The sequence below is a fragment of the Streptomyces abikoensis genome (assembly GCF_014648775.1).
Lineage (GTDB): Bacteria > Actinomycetota > Actinomycetes > Streptomycetales > Streptomycetaceae > Streptomyces > Streptomyces abikoensis.
Genome location: NZ_BMRT01000006.1, coordinates 60,613 through 79,120, shown reverse-complemented (window position 1 = coordinate 79,120; position 18,508 = coordinate 60,613). Strand labels below are relative to the sequence as shown.

Here is an 18,508-nt window from a genome sequence, read left to right as displayed (position 1 = left end):
CGTGCCACCGCCGGTTGCCGTTCCGTGCAGTTGCGTTCGTCTTGCGTGTGCCCCAAGCCTACGACTTCGGCGGCCCCCCTTCGCAGCCCCCGAGGGGGAGGGACTTTCAGCCACGTGCTCCCCATCCGGCCCGGTAGGCGTGCCAGTCGGCGTCGGTGGCCGCGAAGTCCACGTACAGGGCCAGCCCGAAGTTCCGCCGGTGGCGGTCCTCGCGGCCGAGCCCCAGCCGGGTGCCGCGCACGGCGGCCGCGGCGGTCTCGGCCCGGCTCTGATGGCCCAGGTTGTCCGTGTGGTAGAAGGGCACGCCCATCAGCAGGTCCGTGCCGGCCGGGGTGGCCTGGAGGGCGAGCCTGGTCTGCTGGGCGACGTAGCCGCCGTAGAGGTTCTCCCAGGGCAGCGCGGTGTCGTAGGACATGACGGCTATCTGGTCGACGCGGCGGGCGACGTCGCCGAAGTAGCTCTGGGTCCACCACTTGGGGCTGCCCAGCGCGCCCGACGCGGAGTGCAGGGAGGGCAGCGGGTCGATCTGCTGGGCGGCGACGGACAGCGGTCCGCCTTCCGAACGCACCGCCGGGCGCAGGGAGTCCAGCAGGGTGAGAAAGTCGCGGTCGCCGGTGCGCACGGGTTCGACGTCCAGGTGGACGCCCTGGAATCCGGCCTTCATCACCTGCCGGGCGCTGGCGACGACGGCGTCGCGGGCGGCCGGCGAGCCCAGCCACAGGCCGCCGCCCTCGCCCTGACGGACCAGCTTGTCCCCCAGCCACGCCTGGACCCGGACGCCGGGCAGTTCCCGGTGGACGGCGGCGAGCAGCCAGCCGGCGTTGCGGTACGCCGAGGCGGGCAGGGTGCCGTCGTGCTCCAGCGGTCCGGCGTGGACGTAGAGGTCGTGGATGCCGGTTCCGGCGACCTTGCGGCGCAGCCGGGCGAGGTCGGCGTCGTTCTTGCGGCCGTCGAGCCAGGCGTGGCCGAGCCAGAGGGCGTCCTTGCCCCGGGTGACGGCGTCGTCGGCGGGCGCCCCGGCGTAGGAGGCGCGCAGCGCGCTGCCGGCCGTGACGACCGGTACGAGGACGAGCAGGACCAGCCCCAGCGCCACCCGCAGGATGACGCGGCGCCAGCGTGGGCCGCGGCGCGCGGTGGTCTTCTCGGCGGCCGGCGCGGCCCGTTCCGGTGCTGTCGCGTTCATGGTGTTCGTCCCCCTCTTCCCTTCAGGGGACGTACCCGGGCGGGCCGTGGTTGCCCGTTTCCGCGCATATGTGCGGACGCACGGGAACGGGGAGCGGTGCCGGGCACCGCTCCCCGTTCCTCCGGCGTTCGCGTCAGCGCTTGTCGCCCAGTATGTCCTTGACCTTGGCGCGGACGTCCTCGTTGTCGAGGCCGCGGATGGTCAGGGTGGTGCGGCGGCGCAGCACGTCGTCGACCGTCTCGGCCCACTCGTGGTCGCGGGCGTAGACGACCTGGGCCCAGATCTCCGGGCCGTCCTCGTGGATCCGCTCGCCGAGCTCGGGGTTCTCGTTGACCAGGCGGGCGATGTCGAAGGACAGCGAGCCGTAGTGGGTGGCGAGGTGACGGGCGGTCAGCGGGTCCATGCGGCTGCCGGGCTCGCGGTCCACGAGCAGGCGGTGGGCGACCGCGTTGGGGTTGGCGACACCGGGCAGCGGGGTGCGGCGGACCAGGCTGGAGATGGGCTCCATGTCCTCGGTCAGCGGGCTGCCGGGCACCTGGGCGAGCTTCTTCATGACCGTACGGCCGATGTGGCGGTAGGTCGTCCACTTGCCGCCGGCGACGGAGAGCATGCCGCCCTTGCCCTCGGAGACGACCGTCTCGCGCTTGGCCTGGGCGACGTCGCCCGGGCCGCCGGGCAGCACGCGCAGGCCGGCGAAGGCGTACGTCATCAGGTCGCGGTCGAGGTCGGCGTCCTGGATGGAGAACGCGGCCTCGTCGAGGATCTGCTGGATGTCCTCCTCGGTGGCGCGCACGTCCGCCGGGTCGCCCTCGTACTGGGTGTCGGTGGTGCCCAGCAGCAGCTGGTCCTCCCACGGCAGGGCGAAGGTGATGCGGTACTTGTCGATCGGGGTGGCCATGGCGGCCTTCCACGGCGACTTGCGCTTCATCACGATGTGCGCGCCCTTGGAGAGGCGGATCGACGGCGCGGCGCCCTTGTCTTCCAGCTTCCGCAGGTGGTCCACCCACGGGCCGGTGGCGTTGAGGACGACGCGCGCGTCGATGCCGAACTCCGTGCCGTCGACACGGTCCTTGAGCTCCGCGCCGGTCACCTTGCCGTGGGTGAAGCGCAGGCCGGTGACCTCGGCGTGGTTGAGGACGACCGCGCCGGACTCGACGGCCGCGCGGACCGTCATCACGGCGACGCGGGAGTCGTTCATCTGGTGGTCGTAGTAGACCGCCACGGCCTTGAGGTTGTCCGTGCGCAGACCGGGGTTGTCGGCCTTGGCCTTGGCCGGGGTGATGACCTTGCCGACGCCGTCGCCGAAGGCGGACAGCGCCGAGTAGGCGAACACACCGGCGCCGAGCTTGGCCGCGCCCACCGGGCCGCCCTTGTAGACGGGCAGGTAGAAGGTGAGCGGGTTGACCAGGTGCGGGGCCACGTCCTTGGCCAGCACCCGGCGCTCGTGGTGGTTCTCCGCGACCAGCTTGACCGCGCCGGTCTGCAGGTAGCGCAGGCCGCCGTGGACGAGCTTGGAGGACGCGGAGGAGGTGGCGCCGGCGAAGTCGCCGGCGTCCACCATCGCGACCCGCAGTCCCGACTGCGCGGCGTGCCAGGCCACCGAGGTGCCCAGGATGCCGCCACCGATCACCAGGAGGTCGTACGTCGCCTTGGACAGTCTCTCCCGGGTCTCGGCGCGGCCCGGGTTGGCACCGGCAGCCGGGTGCGTTCCCAGGGTCGGAACGCTCTGCGGGGTTGTCATGATTACTCCTCGTCCTCGATCCAGCCCATGGTCCGCTCGACGGCCTTGAGCCAGCTCTTGTACTCGCGGTCACGCGTGTCCGCGTCCATGCGGGGGGTCCACTCGGCGGCCCGGCGCCAGTTGGCGCGCAGTGCGTCGGTGTCCGGCCAGAAGCCGACGGCGAGGCCGGCGGCGTAGGCCGCGCCGAGGCAGGTGGTCTCGGCGACCATCGGGCGCACCACGGGGGCGTCCAGGAAGTCCGAGAGGGTCTGCATCAGCAAGTTGTTGGAGGTCATGCCGCCGTCGACCTTGAGCGCGGTGAGCTCGACGCCGGAGTCCTTGGTCATGGCGTCGGTGATCTCGCGGGTCTGCCAGGCGGTGGCCTCGAGTACGGCGCGGGCGATGTGCGCCTTGGTGACGTAGCGGGTCAGGCCCGCGATGACACCGCGCGCGTCGGAGCGCCAGTAGGGGGCGAACAGGCCGGAGAAGGCCGGCACGAAGTAGGCGCCGCCGTTGTCCTCGACGGAGCTGGCGAGCGTCTCGATCTCGGCGGCGCTCTTGATGAGGCCCATCTGGTCGCGCATCCACTGCACGAGGGAGCCGGTGACGGCGATGGAGCCCTCGAGGGCGTAGACGGGCTTCTGGTCGCCGATGCGGTAGCCGACGGTGGTCAGCAGGCCGTTGTAGGACTGGACGGGCTCGTCACCGGTGTTCATCAGCATGAAGGTGCCGGTGCCGTAGGTGGACTTGGCCTCGCCCTGGTCGAAGCAGGTCTGGCCGAAGAGGGCCGCCTGCTGGTCGCCGAGCGCGGAGGCGACGGGGACGCCGGCGAGGGCGCCGCCCTTGGCGATGCCGTAGACCTCGGCGGAGGAGCGGATCTCCGGCAGCACGGCGGCCGGGATCTCCATGGAGGAGAGGATGCGCTCGTCCCACTCCAGGGAGCGGAGGTTCATCAGCATGGTGCGGGAGGCGTTGGTGACGTCCGTGACGTGGACACCGCCCTCGACACCACCGGTGAGGTTCCAGATGACCCAGGAGTCCATGGTGCCGAAGAGGATGTCGCCGCGCTCCGCGCGCTCGCGCAGGCCCTCGACGTTGTCCAGCAGCCAGCGGACCTTGGGGCCGGAGAAGTAGGAGGCCAGCGGGAGGCCCGTCTCGCGGCGGAAGCGGTCCTGGCCGACGTTGCGGCCGAGCTCCTTGCAGAGGGCGTCGGTGCGGGTGTCCTGCCAGACGATGGCGTTGTAGACCGGCTCGCCGGTGTTCTTGTCCCACAGCAGCGTGGTCTCACGCTGGTTGGTGATGCCGATGGCCTTGACGTCGGCGGCGGTGATGCCCGCCTTCTCGACGGCGCCGGCGACGACTTCCTGGACGTTGGTCCAGATCTCCTTGGCGTCGTGCTCGACCCAGCCCGGCTTGGGGAAGATCTGCTCGTGCTCCTTCTGGTCGACGGAGACGATGCGTCCGTCGCGGTCGAAGACGATGCAGCGGGACGAGGTGGTGCCCTGGTCGATCGCGGCGATGAACGGGCCCTGGGCGTGGGTGCCGGTGGTCTCGGTCATTGGGGGTGTGCTCCTGAAGTCGGAAGGGTCTCGGCGGGTGCTGCTCAGAACGCGATCTTGTGGATGCCTGCGGCGAGGGCGGCGCCGATGATCGGGCCGACCACCGGGACCCACGCGTAGCCCCAGTCTGAACCGCCCTTGTTGGGCAGCGGGAGCAGCGCGTGCACGATGCGCGGGCCGAGGTCGCGGGCGGGGTTGATGGCGTAGCCGGTCGGGCCGCCGAGCGAGAGACCGATGCCGACGACGAGCAGGGCCACCATCAGGGTGCCCGTGCCGCTGACGGCCAGGCCCTTGGTCAGGCCCATGGTGAGGATGAAGAGCACCAGCACCGTCGTGGCGATGATCTCGGTGACCAGGTTCTGCACCGCGTTGCGGACCTCGGGGCCGGTGGAGAAGATGCCCAGGACCGGGCCGGCCTCCGGCTCGGCGGTCTGGTCGACCATGCCCTCACGGGGGTTGAGGGAGGCGACGATCTCCGGGTCGGTGAGGTGGGCCTGGAACTGACCGTAGTAGGCCAGCCACACCAGCGTCGCGCCGGTCATCGCGCCCAGCAGCTGGGAGCCGATGTAGAGCGGCACGTCGCTCCACGAGACCGCGCCGTCGAAGGCGAGGCCGAGGGTGACGGCCGGGTTGAGGTGCGCGCCGGACTTCGAGCCGATGTACGCGCCGGCCAGGACGGCGAAGCCCCAGCCGAACGTGATGGCCAGCCAGCCGGCGTTCCGGGCCTTGGAACGCTTCAGGGTGACGGCGGCGCACACGCCGCCGCCGAGCAGAATCAGAACTGCGGTACCGATGAACTCACCGGTGAAGATGTCGGAGCTGGACACCCGCGACTCCTTTGTCCTTCGTCCAGGGGAAGACGAACCGCGGGTTTCCGGCGGTCCGAGCCCTCCGTGAGGGCGGCGATCGGTCCCGTGGCACTGCACACCATAGCGAATATTGTCGGTAGGTGTTCGACAATGCCGACCGATGCACGGCAGTTTTCTGCACGGTTAAGGGCACGTCAAGGCCTCTGTGACCGGAAACTCTCGGCCAACTGGCCGTAAATTTACGTTCGGATACCGACCGGTAACGACCCGGTCTCGGTGGCCCCGAAGAAGCCCTTCCGAAGCGTTTTCGCGAACCGGACGGACCGTTTTCCCGAGGGCCGCGAACACGGGTGCGACCCCTGCCGGGAAAGCGATCTTCAGAAGCGGCCGGCGCCCAGGTCGCGCGAGACGGCGCGGGCGCAGTCGCGCACCGCCGCGACCAGCCGGGCCTGGAGCTCGCCCCCCTCGCAGACGCGCTCGACGGCGCCCGTGATGCCCACCGCGCCGACCGGCATCCGGCGCCGGTCGTGGATGGGGGCCGCGAGCGAGGCCACGCCCGCCCAGGTCTCCTCGACGTCCGACGCCCAGCCGCGGGCCCGGGTCAGGTCCAGCACGCCCTCCAGGTCGGGCATGGCCGTCACCGTCCGCGGCGTGAACGCCTCGCGCTCGGCGTCGGCGACCTCGGCGTGCGCCACCGGGTCGTAGGCGCACAGCACCTTGCCCAGCGCCGTGCTGTGCAGCGGCTGCATCGCGCCGACCTCCAGCACCTGGCGGCTGTCGTCGGGCCGGAAGACGTGGTGGATGATCAGGACGCCCTGCTGGTGGAGGACGCCGAGGTAGACGCTCTCGCCGCTGGAGCGGGCCAGGTCGTCCCCCCAGACCAGGGCGCGCGCCCGCAGTTCGTGGACGTCCAGGTAGCTGTTGCCCAGCCGCAGCAGCTCGGCGCCGAGCTGGTAGCGCCCCGAGGCGGGGTCCTGCTCGACGAACCCCTCCTGCTGGAGGGTGCGCAGGATGCCGTGGGCGGTGCCCTTCGCCAGACCCAGCGCGGAAGCGACGTCGGACAGGCCGAGCCGCCGCTCACCACCCGCGAGCAGCCGCAGCATCGCCGCCGCCCGTTCCAGTGACTGGATGGTCCGTGCCATCGAGCACCCTCCTCACACACCCGCGCCGCCCGGCTGTATCCGTTTGTATCCGTTCGGCAATGCTGAACACTATCGGCCGATGCCGACCAGGGGATACCCGACAGCAGGCCAGACCATGATCGCCGAGAGCGTACGTACGACCGAATCCGGCCGCGGGCCCGGATCGGGCGGGCCATCCGGGGAATGGTCCAGACCGTGGACGCCCCTCGGCCTACGGGCCTCCTGACAGCTACGCTTGCGGCGTGCGCCCCCTTCAGCGGGGGCGCAAAGCCGACAGCCGTCGCACACCCGGGAGCACATCCATGGCCTCGCTTACGCCATCGACCGTCCGTTCCGCCCGAATCGCGCAACTGCGCGAGGCCCTCGCCACCCGAGTGGTGGTGGCCGACGGGGCGATGGGCACGATGCTCCAGGCGCAGGACCCCACCCTCGAGGACTTCCAGCAGCTCGAAGGCTGCAACGAGATCCTGAACATCACCCGTCCGGACATCGTCCGCTCCGTCCACGAGGCGTATTTCTCCGTGGGCGTCGACTGCGTCGAGACGAACACGTTCGGCGCCAACCACACGGCCATGGCCGAGTACGACGTCGCGGACCGCGTGTACGAGCTGTCCGAGGCGGGCGCCCGCATCGCCCGCGAGGTGGCGGACGGGTTCACGGCCGAGGACGGCCGGCAGCGCTGGGTCCTCGGCTCCATCGGCCCCGGCACCAAGCTGCCCACCCTCGGCCACATCGGCTACACCACGCTCCGCGACGGCTTCCAGGCCAACGCGGAGGGCCTGCTCGCCGGGGGCGCCGACGCGCTGATCGTCGAGACCACCCAGGACCTCCTGCAGACCAAGTCGTCCATCCTGGGTGCCCGGCGCGCCATGGAGGCCACCGGCGTCGAGGTGCCGCTGCTGTGCTCGATGGCCTTCGAGACGACCGGCACCATGCTGCTCGGCTCCGAGATCGGCGCCGCGCTGACCGCCCTGGAGCCGCTCGGCATCGACATGATCGGCCTGAACTGCTCGACCGGCCCCGCCGAGATGAGCGAGCACCTCCGCTACCTCACCCGCCACTCCCGCATTCCCCTGCTGTGCATGCCGAACGCGGGCCTGCCGGTCCTCACCAAGGACGGCGCCCACTTCCCGCTCGGCCCCGAGGGCCTGGCCGACGCCCAGGAGAACTTCGTCCGCGACTACGGCCTGTCCCTGGTCGGCGGCTGCTGCGGGACGACCCCCGAGCACCTGCGCCAGGTCGTCGACCGGGTCCGCGGCCTCACCCCGCCCGAGCGGGCCCCGCGCCCCGAGCCCGGCGCCGCGTCCCTCTACCAGACGGTCCCGTTCCGCCAGGACACCTCGTACCTGGCCATCGGCGAGCGCACCAACGCCAACGGCTCGAAGAAGTTCCGCGAGGCCATGCTGGACGGCCGCTGGGACGACTGCGTGGAGATGGCCCGCGAGCAGATCCGCGAGGGCGCCCACATGCTCGACCTGTGCGTGGACTACGTCGGCCGCGACGGCGTCGCCGACATGGAGGAGCTGGCCGGCCGCTTCGCCACCGCCTCCACCCTGCCGGTCGTGCTGGACTCCACCGAGGTCGCCGTCATCCGGGCGGGCCTGGAGAAGCTCGGCGGCCGTGCGGTGATCAACTCCGTCAACTACGAGGACGGCGACGGCCCCGAGTCCCGCTTCGCCCAGGTCACGCGGCTCGCCCGGGAACACGGAGCAGCCCTCATCGCGCTCACCATCGACGAGGAGGGCCAGGCCCGTACCCCGGAGAAGAAGGTGGAGATCGCCGAGCGGCTCATCGCCGACCTGACCGGCACCTGGGGCATCCTCGAGGACGACATCCTCATCGACTGCCTGACCTTCACCATCTGCACCGGCCAGGAGGAGTCCCGCAAGGACGGCATCGCCACCATCGAGGCGATCCGCGAGCTCAAGCGCCGCCACCCGGCCGTCCAGACCACCCTGGGCCTGTCGAACATCTCCTTCGGCCTCAACCCGGCCGCCCGCATCCTGCTCAACTCCGTCTTCCTGGACGAGTGCGTGAAGGCGGGCCTGGACTCGGCGATCGTCCACGCGAGCAAGATCCTGCCGATCGCCCGCTTCGACGAGGAGCAGGTCACCACCGCCCTCGACCTGATCTACGACCGCCGCGCCGAGGGCTACGACCCGCTGCAGAAGCTGATGGCGCTGTTCGAGGGCGCCACCGCCAAGTCCCTCAAGGCCGGCAAGGCCGAGGAGCTGGCGGCCCTCCCGCTGGAGGAGCGGCTCCAGCGCCGCATCATCGACGGCGAGAAGAACGGCCTGGAGGCCGACCTCGACGAGGCCCTGGAGACCCGCCCCGCCCTCGACATCGTCAACGAGACGCTGCTGGCCGGCATGAAGGTCGTCGGCGAGCTCTTCGGCTCCGGCCAGATGCAGCTGCCGTTCGTGCTCCAGTCGGCCGAGGTGATGAAGAACGCCGTCGCCTACCTCGAACCCCACATGGAGAAGTCCGACGCCGAAGGCAAGGGCACGATCGTCCTGGCCACGGTCCGCGGCGACGTCCACGACATCGGCAAGAACCTCGTCGACATCATCCTGTCCAACAACGGCTACAACGTCGTCAACCTCGGCATCAAGCAGCCGGTCTCGGCCATAGTCGAGGCCGCCGAGGAGCACCGCGCCGACGTCATCGGCATGTCCGGCCTGCTGGTGAAGTCCACCGTGATCATGAAGGAGAACCTGGAGGAGCTGAACCAGCGCAAGCTGGCGGCCACCTACCCGGTGATCCTCGGCGGCGCGGCCCTGACGCGTGCCTACGTCGAACAGGACCTCCACGAGATCTACGAGGGCGAGGTCCGCTACGCCCGGGACGCCTTCGAGGGCCTGCGGCTGATGGACGCGCTCATCGCCGTCAAGCGCGGAGTGCCGGGCGCGACGCTGCCGGAGCTCAAGCAGCGGCGCGTGGCCAGGCGGGACGTGGCCGTGCTGGAGGTCGACGAGCCCCAGGGCGCCGTCCGCTCGGACGTGGCCGTGGACAACCGCGTCCCCGAGCCGCCGTTCTGGGGCACGCGCGTCGTCAAGGGCATCCCGCTGAAGGACTACGCGTCCTGGCTGGACGAGGGCGCGCTCTTCAAGGGCCAGTGGGGCCTGAAGCAGGCCCGCACGGGCGGCCCGACGTACGAGGAGCTCGTCGAGACGGAGGGCCGCCCCCGGCTGCGCGGCTGGCTGGACAAGCTCCACACGGAGAACCTGCTGGAGGCGGCCGTCGTCCACGGCTACTTCCCGTGCGTGAGCAAGGGCGACGACCTCATCCTCCTCCACGAGGACGGCACCGAGCGCACCCGCTTCACCTTCCCGCGCCAGCGCCGCGGCCGGCGGCTGTGCCTGGCGGACTTCTTCCGCCCGGAGGAGAGCGGCGAGCGGGACGTGGTCGGCCTCCAGGTCGTCACGGTCGGCTCGCGGATCGGCGAGGCGACGGCGAAGCTCTTCGCCTCGGACTCCTACCGCGACTACCTGGAGCTCCACGGCCTGTCGGTGCAGCTGGCGGAGGCCCTGGCCGAGTACTGGCACGCGCGCGTGCGCGCTGAGCTGGGCTTCGGGGGCGAGGACCCGGACGACGTGGAGGACATGTTCGCCCTCAAGTACCGGGGTGCCCGCTTCTCCCTGGGCTACGGCGCCTGCCCCGACCTGGAGGACCGCGCGAAGATCGCGGCCCTGCTGGAGCCGGAGCGGATCGGGGTGCACCTGTCGGAGGAGTTCCAGCTGCACCCGGAGCAGTCGACGGACGCGATCGTGATCCACCACCCGGAGGCGAAGTACTTCAACGCGCGGTAGCGCGTTACCCCCCTTACAGGGGAGCCTCTCGCCCCTGAGGAGGACGCCGGGAGCGACCGCGCGGCCTAGCGTGACGATCATGTCGATGATCACTACACGCAGGTCGCTCCTGGCGGCCGCGCTGCTGACCGCCTTCGCCGCCCCTCAGATACCGTCCGCCGCCGTCGCGGCGCCCCGCCCCGCCACCGCCTCCCCCGCTGAGGTGCCCGCGCCGGCGACGCGGGCGCCGATCGGCACGAAGTCGCTGCACCTGGTCGACACCTCGCGCCCCGACCCGTGGAAGCCGAGCGCGGGCCACCGCGAGCTCATGGTGACGCTGTGGTACCCGGCGCTCCCCTCCGCCGGGCCCAAGGCTCCCTATGCGTCGAAGGAGTTGGCGAAGAAGTTCCTCGGGAGCGAGGACGCCGCCGGCGTGCGGACCCACGCGACCCTCAACGCGCCGGTCGCCCCGAAGGCGCGACCGCTCGTCGTCCTCTCCCCCGGCTTCGGGATGAGCCGCCTCACGCTCACCGCACTGGGCGAGGACCTGGCCTCGCGCGGGTACGCCGTGGCCGCGGTCGACCACACCTATGAGGCCCCGGTGGAGTTCCCCGGCGGCCGCATGGAGGACTGCCTGCTGTGCGCGAAGCCCGACGCGGGCTCCATCATCCCCAACCGCGCCAAGGACATCTCCTTCGTCCTCGACCGGCTGACGGCCCCCGGCAGCGGTCTGCGCGTCGACCGCGACCGCATCGGCGTGGCCGGGCACTCGATCGGCGGGGCGAGCGCCGTGGAGGCCGCACGCACCGACCGGCGGGTGAAGGCCGCGGTGAACATGGACGGCAACTTCTTCACCGAGCCGTCCACGGACCTGAACCGCCCGGTCCTGCTCCTGGGCGCCCAACGGGTCGGCGACAAGGTGAACCGGCCCGACTGGGAGAAGACCTGGCGGCACCTGACCGGCTGGAAGCGCTGGCTCGACGTCGCCGAGGGCGGCCACCTCACCTTCACCGACGGCCCGTGGCTGGTGGAGCGCTTCGGCCTGCCGTCGACCGTCGATCCGAAGAACGTGCCCGGGGCCTTCGGCACGCTGAAGGCCGACCGGGCGACGGCGCTCACGCGGGCGTACGTGAGCGCGTTCTTCGACCGGCACCTGCGCGGCGTGCCGAGCCGCCTGCTGGACCGGCCGTCGGCGGCGTACCCGGAGGTGGCGTTCGTCAACTTGACCCGGCCCTAAAGGACCGGGCTTGGAGGTAGGGCGCAGCTGGCTGCCGCGTGGCCTCCTCCGTCCAGACACCCCTTATGGGGTGGCAGGGACGCGTGACTCACGCCCCGCAGTCCACACAGTCTCGCCCTTGCGGGCGAGGTTGTGGGACGCGTTGTCGTCCGCGTGCATGAGGGTCCCGCAGGACCGGCAGGCGAACGTTGCTTGATCGACTCGATTTTTCCGGTCGATGTGACCGCACTGGGAGCATTGCCGGCTGGTGTACGCCGGATCGACGTATACCAGCGGCACCCCGGCCCGCTTCGCCTTGTATTCCACGAAGGCGGCGAGCTGGTGGAAGCTCCACGAGTGCAGAGAGGTCCGCTGGTCCTTACGGAGCCGTACCCGGTGGCGGATGCCCGTGAGGTCTTCCAGGGCTATGCCCGCGTCGGTGCGTTCAGCGGTGGTGACGATGGTCTTGGCGACGATGTGGTTGACGTTCTTGACGTGCCGCGCTTCCTTACGGGAGCGCTTCTTGAGGAGGCGCTTGGCTGCCTTGGTGCCCTTGGCCTGCAACTTGCGCCGCAGGTTGATCTGACGCTTGCGGTGCCGGTTCAGGCCACGTCCGGCGGCCCGGTAGCCGGTCGAGGTGGTGGCGATGTTGACGATGCCGAGGTCCACTCCGACGAACCCGACCGGGTCGTCGTTGAGAGGCTTCTCCGGCACGTCGCAGGTGGCGATCAGGTAGAACGCGCCGTCCCGCTCGATCAGGTCGGACTCGCCCTTGCGGTGCTCGCGGAGCATCTTCAGCGCGTCTGGCGAGCACGCGAACCGCACGCCCTTGATCCGTCCGGCCACGGTCCAGATCGAAACGGTCTGTTGATCCATCTGCCACGACAGGCACCGGTCGTCATACGGCTGCGCCGCCTCGGACCGGAACGCGAGCGGCTTGGACTCCGCCTTGACACGCCGCCTGGAACCGGGTTTACCGAGGTTCCCGGCACGGATGTTCGCCTTCAACGTGGTGTAGGCGTCACGCGTCTTCTTGATGACATGCTGGGCGGCCTGCGCCCCCAGACCACGGGCTTTCAGCTCGTCGTAGGTGTGCTTGCGCAGCTCGTACTCTCGCGGGACACCGCGCTCGAACGCCACACCGGACACCCAGCACGCGGCCTCGTTGACCGTGCGCAGAGTGGAGCGCAGCGCGGCGGCCTGGTCGGCCTCCGGCAGCAGCTTCACCTGCGTCACGACCTTCACACCCACGATCGTAGGATCTATGTCACCACGATGGGAGCCAAACCCCGATATCCGCAGGGGAAGGACGGTCGTCCGCACCCTGCACGCGCACTTGGTCTTCACGCCGAAGTACCGGCGCGGCCCGTTCACGGATGAGATCCTGCGGCGCTGCGAAGAGGTCATGCGCGCCGTCTGTGCCGACTTCGAGGCTGAGCTGGTCGAGTTCAACGGCGAACGCGATAACGCGATCACGTGCACCTGCTGGTGCACTACCCGCCGAAGGTCGCCCTGTCCCGGCTGGTCGGCTCACTCGAAGACGTCTCAGCCCGCCGCCTCCGCCAGGAGTTCCCCGACGTAAGTACGTGTGGGGCGAACACTTCTGGTCCCCCTCCTACTTCGCCGCGTCCGGCGACGGCGCACCGCCCGCCGCTGTGAAGGAGTACATCGAGAACCAGAAACAACCGACTGAGGTCAACAGTGCAGATCCATGCAACCGTGCAGGTCAGAGCAATCCAGAGAAACGATTCCTCCCGGGCGTAAACGCCCGGGCTTCCTCGCTAGATCCGGCTGAAGTAGGGGCTCAGTCCCCCGGCCCGAACCACCGCTCCAGCGCCGCGCGGAGCGACGCGTCGTCGCCCGCCGGCCCGGCCCAGCACACGTACCCGTCGGGCCGGACCAGCACCGTCCCGGCGACGCCCTCGGGCGCGGGCCCCACCTCGACGCGCCCGGCCCACTCCCGCGCCGCCCCGCCGCCGGGACCGAGCAGGGCGCCTCGTCCCGCTGTGAGGCGGACGGGCAGCCGTGCGCCCAGCAGCGGGTGGCCGGGGGCGCCCGGCATGTCGTAGCGGATGTCGATGCCGGAGATCATGCCGGCGATCCGCCGGTTCGCCTCGGGCATCGCCAGGACGCCGCCGAGGATGCCGCGCAGGGCGCGCACGTCGTCGTCCGGCCACATCATGACGCCCTGGGCGCGGGTGTTGGCCAGGACGTCCGCGCCGACGGGGTGCCGTTCGGAGTGGTAGGTGTCCAGGAGCCCTTCGGGCGTCCGGCCCCGCCCCCGGACGGCGGCGGCGAGCTTCCAGCCGAGGTTGAAGGCGTCCTGCACACCCAGGTTCATGCCCTGGCCGCCCGCCGGGAGGTGGACGTGCGCGGCGTCGCCGGCGAGCGCGACCCGGCCGGTGACGTAGTGCTCGGCCTGCCGGGCCGCGTCGGTGAACCGTGACGCCCAGCGGACCTCCAGGAGTCGCGGCCGGAAGCGCTTGGCGGTCGCCAGCGCCGCCCGGACCTCGTCGTCGGTGACGGGGTCGTCCTTGTCGTGCTTCTGCTGCTCGGGGCCCGCGAAGAGGAAGCGGTGGACGCCGTCGCCGAGCGGGATCAGGAACACGTCGCCGTCGTCCTCGTCGGGGTTCGGCAGCCGCCAGTCGGTGGGCAGGGCGCTGTCGTCGGCGAGCACGATGTCGGCGACGACGAGGGAGTAGCGGCCGTCCCGGCCGGGGAAGCCCACGCCGAGCTCCTTGCGGACCCGGCTGCGGCCGCCGTCCGCGCCGACGAGGTAGGCGGCGCGCAGCCGCCGCCGGGTCCCGTCCGGCCCGGTGACGGTCGCGGTGACGCCGTCGGCGTCCTGGACGAGCCCGGTGAGCTCGTGGCCGCGCAGCACGGGGATGCCGTACGTGGCGAGGTGCGCCTCCAGGAACTCCTCGACCCGGGCCTGCGGAATGCCGACCTGGTACGGGTAGGCGGTGTCGAGCGCCGTGTAGTCCAGCGGCATGCCGGCGAAGTGGCCGCCGGGGAGGGTGGTGACGGCCCGGTCGAGGACGGGGTCGAGCCAGCCGCGCATGTCCAGCATCTCGGCGGTGCGGGGCTGGAGGTTGAGTGCCTTGGACTGGCCGGTGCGCTCGGGCAGCCGTTCCAGGACGACGGCGCGGACGCCGGCGAGGCCCAGTTCGTTGGCGACGGTAAGACCGGTGGGCCCGGCCCCGACGACGATGACGTCCGTATCCATGTGTTCCCCCTAGACCTTCAGCCCGTGGCGGGTGATGTACCGGTTGTGGAAGACGAGCAGCCCGGCGAGGACCACCAGCCACTGGACGGTGCTCAGGGTCGGCACCAGATCGACGGGCGCGGTGCAGGCGAGGACGACGCGGACGCCCGCGTCCAGGGTGAGCACGGTGCCCCACACGGCGGTGATCACCCGGATGGCCCGGCGGAACGGGGCCTCCGTCTCCCAGCGTGCCTCCCACTCGCGCCAGCCGGTCTCGCCGATCTTCGCCACGACGATCGCCTGGGCCATCGTCATCATGAACGGGCGCCGGGTCAGGAGCGTTCCGAGCACCCAGAACCCGGCGAGGGCGGCGAGCCAGCTGTCCCGGACGAGGAGCGTGCGCGGATCGCCGGTCACCATGGACATCAGCGCCCCGACGACCATCAGCGTCAGCGTGAAGACGGCCATGACCTCGACCCGGCGGCGCTTGACCATCCCGTGGACGAGCCACGGCAGGGCCAGGAGGCTGCCGATCGTCAGCGCCGCCCACTGGCTCACGCCGGCGGCGCGCAGCCCGTAGTAGCCGCCGAGCGGCAGGGCGAGCTCGAAGACGATTTGGAGGACGAGGAGTTTGCGGAGGGCGGCGGTCTTCTGCGCCTGTGTCCGCGCCGGGGCCGTCTCCTGGTCTGTCTGTGCTGCTGCTTCTGTTCCCATCATTCCCCCCGTTTTTCCTTACCTGTTGTCTTTCCCGGCGTCTTTCCTGGTGGCGCGATCGAACAGATCGGCGAGCTCCCGTCCGCAGGCGACGGGGTCGAAGTCCGGGACCTTGGCGGCGCGCGTCACCACACCGTCGATGGCCCCGCGAATCGCGAGGGCCATCACGCGCGGGTCGAACTCCCCGAATTCGCCGGCCTCCTGGGCCTCGCGGATCAAGTGCGTGTGCGTGTCCACGAGCGAGTCCATCGCGGCGCAGAACTCCCGCATCGAGGAGTCGTCGCTGCGGATGTTCCCCAGCACCTCGACCACGGCGGGCAGATGCCTCGGGAACTCGCCGAGGAGCTCGATGTTCGACTCGATGAAGGCGCGGAGCCGCCCGGAGGCCGTCGTCTGCGCCTCGATCCTCGGGACCATGTACCCGTCCGCCACCCGGAACACCTCGGCCACGACCTCCCGCATGAGGTCGTCCTTGCCGGCGAAGTGGTACGAGATCATCCCCGTGCTGCTCAGCCCCGCCTGCTTGGCGATCCGGGTGAACGTCGTCTTGGCGTACCCCACTTCGGCGATGACCTCGATGGCGGCCCCCACGATCTGGGCCCGCCGGGCCGCCTCGGTGAACGTCCGGGCCGAGCCCTCACCGTCCTGCTTGCCCGCACCACTTCTTGCTCGCATGAGCAAAACGTAGCGCGCGCTTGCTCAGCCGAGCAAGAGTTGGCTCGCACATTCTTCAGTCGGCCCGCCGAGCCACGCGGAATCTCGATCGACCGCCGCGCGGCAGGGCGGGAATCGATGGCGGAAGACCAGGAGGACTCGCGCCATCGCGCGGCGGCGCTATCGCCTGGCGCCGGGCGACTCCGTCTGAAGCGTCACCGTCAAGGAACGATCCGTCGGTCGTGTCCCCGTCTTCACCCGTGCCACGCCGCCCCGGTCGCCGGCGTCGTACCACCAGCCCGTCTCCGCCGCCTCGAAGGCCGCCTGCGACTCCAGGCGCGGCAGCTCGCGGCCGTCCAGCGAAGCGGCACGCGGCGCCGTGCCCGTGTGGATCGTGAAGTCGTACGGGCGGGACGTCTGTTTGCCGCGGAAATCCCCCCGCGACGCGTCCAGGGACAGGGTGATGTCACCCTCCTCCCGGACCGTCAGTTTCTGTTCCGCGTACGCGCCCTCGCGGTGGGCCCGGGTCACGCCGTCGTCCTCGTAGAGCGTGAAGGAGGACGTGCCCTGCGGGTAGACGTCCCAGGCCACGGGGGAATCCGCTGCCCGGTCCTCGTGCGAACGAATGCCGGGCCACATCGGGATGTTCGCGCCCGCCTTCACGAAAAGGGGGAGGGTGTCCAGTGGGGCGCGGTAGCCGTCGATGGTCGTCGGGCCCTCGTAGACGCGGCCCGTCCAGTAGTCGGTCCACTTTCCCTTGGGGAGGTAGATGCCGTTCCGGACGTCCGCGTCCTCATGGACGGGAGCCACCAGGAAGTACTCCCCCGTCAGGAATTCGTATTTCGCCGCGTCGGACGCCGCCTTCGGGTCGTCCGGGTATTCCAGCGCCAGCGGGCGCACCGGGCCGACGCCCGTGCGGGTCGCCTCCGCCGCGTAGGAGTACATGTACGGAAGCAGGGATTCCTTCAGTTTCAGGTATTTGCGGTTGATGGTGGTGTACGGATCGCCGTACCGCCAGGGCTGTTTGTCGCTCGGCGCCCAGCCGTCCATCGTCATCACGGCGGGCAGGAACGCCTTCCACTGGAGGTCGCGGACGTACGTCTTGGGGCTGCCGCCGAAGATGCCGTCCACGTCGCCCGTCGTATAGGCGAGTCCCGACATCGTGGCGCCCGCGTAGGTCGGGATCTGCCAGCGAATGTAGTCCCAGGAGCCCTTCTGGTCGCCGGACCACTGCACTCCGCAGCGCTGGGCGCCGGACCAGCTCTCGGGGGCCCAGGTGAAGCCGCGGGCGTCGCTGTTGTCCTCGATGCCCTTGTAGGCGTCCTTGCAGCCGTCGAGGGCGAATTTGTAGCCGTCGCCGACCCAGGCGACGTCGAGTTTGGCGACGCGCTGGCCGGCCTTCACCTGGTCGGCGAGTTTTCCGAGGCCGTCCTCGGTCCACAGGCCCATTTTCATCCGGCGGTCGCCGAGCCCCTTGTCGACCTCGGGCAGCTTCTCGTAGCCGCAGCCGTAGCCGTCGTTGACGAGCATCCAGCCGAGCGGCATGTCGTGGTCGACGTATCCGTCGGCGACTTTCAGGGCGTCCAGCGTGCGCCGCTCGCCCCGGTTCTTGTTGTGCAGGTAGCAGTCCGAGTCGCCGATCTCCAGCCCGTACAGCGGCGGCAGGAAGGGGCGGCCGGTGAGCCTGGTGTATCCGCCGATGACGGCCTTCGGTGAATTCCCCGCGAAGTAGTACGCGTCGAAGCGGCGTTCCTTCTCGCTCGTGGTCACCGGGTCGGTGAAGGAGTACGTCCCGGGGGCGTAGGTGTTGCGGTAGACGCCGTAGCCCGCCGAGGAGAGGTAGAACGGGACGGAGTTCGGGTGTCCCCCGTCGTTCCAGTTGTAGTCGACACCCACCTCGACGGTCTTTCCCCGGTGCGAGGTGCTGCCGCGCCCGTTCTGCATTCCGGCGCCGTAGAACTGCTCGTCGGCGCCGCGCGCGAGGCTCTGGGTGGTGGTGTCGTCCGTCCAGGAGATGCCCTTGGTCTCGGACCACAGGCGGCTGCCGTCGGCGCGGTGGAGGGCGAAGCGCAGGGGCTTCTTGTACGCGCGCAGGGTGACCGCCGACGTGCTCAGCTCGTAGCGGTCGCCCCGGTCCCGCCAGTGGGTCGCCGGGGGCGGCCCCTGCCGCTGGACGATGTCCTTGCCCGCCGGGTCGGTGAAGGCGCCGTCGGGCGCCAGCTCGATGCGGAAGGTGTCGGCCGCCACGAAGCTCACCCGTGCCGCCGCCTCGCCCGCGCGGAAGTGGAAGATCGGGCCGGCGGTGGAGAAGCCCGTGATGTCGCCGACGGTCCGTTCGGCCGCGGCGGAGGACGCGGCGTGTACGGACTCCACCGGGCCTGCCATCGCCGCCGCCAGGCCCAGGAGCGCGCCCGCCACCGCCGTTCTCAGACGTGTTCGATTCAGACGTAATCGATGCCTCATGCCCGCGTGCTTAACGCACCCGTCACGGGCGTCACCATGGACTCGCGCATCGCGC

General features: G+C 70.6%; 12 protein-coding genes and 1 pseudogene. 3 read left to right on the top strand and 10 right to left on the bottom strand.

Going from position 1 to position 18,508, the window contains the following annotated elements:
- Positions 1 to 106: 106 nt before the first annotated feature.
- From IE096_RS20185 to IE096_RS20165, 5 genes are all read right to left on the bottom strand, one after another.
- Positions 107 to 1,183, bottom strand: coding sequence for a glycosyl hydrolase family 18 protein (locus IE096_RS20185; RefSeq protein WP_189453745.1), 1,077 nt, complete (start codon positions 1,181 to 1,183; stop codon positions 107 to 109).
- Positions 1,184 to 1,316: 133 nt separating this feature from the next.
- The gene (locus IE096_RS20180; RefSeq protein ID WP_126913445.1) at positions 1,317 to 2,924 is read right to left on the bottom strand and encodes a glycerol-3-phosphate dehydrogenase/oxidase; all 1,608 of its coding nucleotides are present in this window, start codon (positions 2,922 to 2,924) and stop codon (positions 1,317 to 1,319) included.
- A gap of 2 nt (positions 2,925 to 2,926) precedes the next feature.
- Complete coding sequence (gene glpK / locus IE096_RS20175; protein WP_189453743.1) at positions 2,927 to 4,462, bottom strand: glycerol kinase GlpK; 1,536 nt, start codon at positions 4,460 to 4,462, stop codon at positions 2,927 to 2,929.
- 44 nt (positions 4,463 to 4,506) lie between these two features.
- The gene (locus tag IE096_RS20170) at positions 4,507 to 5,289 is read right to left on the bottom strand and encodes an MIP/aquaporin family protein (RefSeq protein ID WP_189453741.1); all 783 of its coding nucleotides are present in this window, start codon (positions 5,287 to 5,289) and stop codon (positions 4,507 to 4,509) included.
- A gap of 359 nt (positions 5,290 to 5,648) precedes the next feature.
- On the bottom strand, positions 5,649 to 6,413 hold the full coding sequence (locus IE096_RS20165) for an IclR family transcriptional regulator (protein ID WP_189453739.1): 765 nt from the start codon (positions 6,411 to 6,413) through the stop codon (positions 5,649 to 5,651).
- A 302-nt stretch (positions 6,414 to 6,715) separates the two neighbouring features.
- Here IE096_RS20165 and metH point away from each other — a divergent pair, with 302 nt between their 5' ends.
- A complete protein-coding gene (gene metH / locus IE096_RS20160) occupies positions 6,716 to 10,222 on the top strand; it encodes a methionine synthase (RefSeq protein ID WP_189453737.1) in 3,507 nt (1,168 codons plus the stop codon).
- Positions 10,223 to 10,301: 79 nt separating this feature from the next.
- Positions 10,302 to 11,438 carry an alpha/beta hydrolase family protein gene (locus IE096_RS20155; RefSeq protein WP_189453735.1) on the top strand — a complete coding sequence of 379 codons (1,137 nt, stop codon included), beginning with the start codon at positions 10,302 to 10,304 and terminating at the stop codon, positions 11,436 to 11,438.
- Positions 11,439 to 11,501: 63 nt separating this feature from the next.
- Here the strand turns inward: IE096_RS20155 and IE096_RS20150 are convergent, their stop codons facing one another.
- Positions 11,502 to 12,662 carry an RNA-guided endonuclease InsQ/TnpB family protein gene (locus IE096_RS20150; protein WP_189453733.1) on the bottom strand — a complete coding sequence of 387 codons (1,161 nt, stop codon included), beginning with the start codon at positions 12,660 to 12,662 and terminating at the stop codon, positions 11,502 to 11,504.
- Positions 12,663 to 12,681: 19 nt separating this feature from the next.
- Between IE096_RS20150 and tnpA the strand changes: the two are divergent.
- Positions 12,682 to 13,105: pseudogene (gene tnpA, locus IE096_RS20145) on the top strand (IS200/IS605 family transposase); the annotation flags it as partial.
- A gap of 116 nt (positions 13,106 to 13,221) precedes the next feature.
- Here tnpA and IE096_RS20140 read toward each other — a convergent pair.
- From IE096_RS20140 to IE096_RS20125, 4 genes are all read right to left on the bottom strand, one after another.
- A complete protein-coding gene (locus IE096_RS20140) occupies positions 13,222 to 14,643 on the bottom strand; it encodes an FAD-dependent monooxygenase (protein WP_189453731.1) in 1,422 nt (473 codons plus the stop codon).
- Positions 14,644 to 14,652: 9 nt separating this feature from the next.
- Complete coding sequence (locus IE096_RS20135) at positions 14,653 to 15,339, bottom strand: VC0807 family protein (RefSeq protein WP_229820415.1); 687 nt, start codon at positions 15,337 to 15,339, stop codon at positions 14,653 to 14,655.
- A gap of 15 nt (positions 15,340 to 15,354) precedes the next feature.
- Positions 15,355 to 16,011, bottom strand: a complete 657-nt coding sequence (locus IE096_RS20130) for a TetR/AcrR family transcriptional regulator (protein WP_189453729.1) — start codon at positions 16,009 to 16,011, stop codon at positions 15,355 to 15,357.
- A 159-nt stretch (positions 16,012 to 16,170) separates the two neighbouring features.
- The gene (locus IE096_RS20125) at positions 16,171 to 18,453 is read right to left on the bottom strand and encodes a glycoside hydrolase family 31 protein (protein ID WP_189453727.1); all 2,283 of its coding nucleotides are present in this window, start codon (positions 18,451 to 18,453) and stop codon (positions 16,171 to 16,173) included.
- Positions 18,454 to 18,508 lie beyond the last annotated feature (55 nt).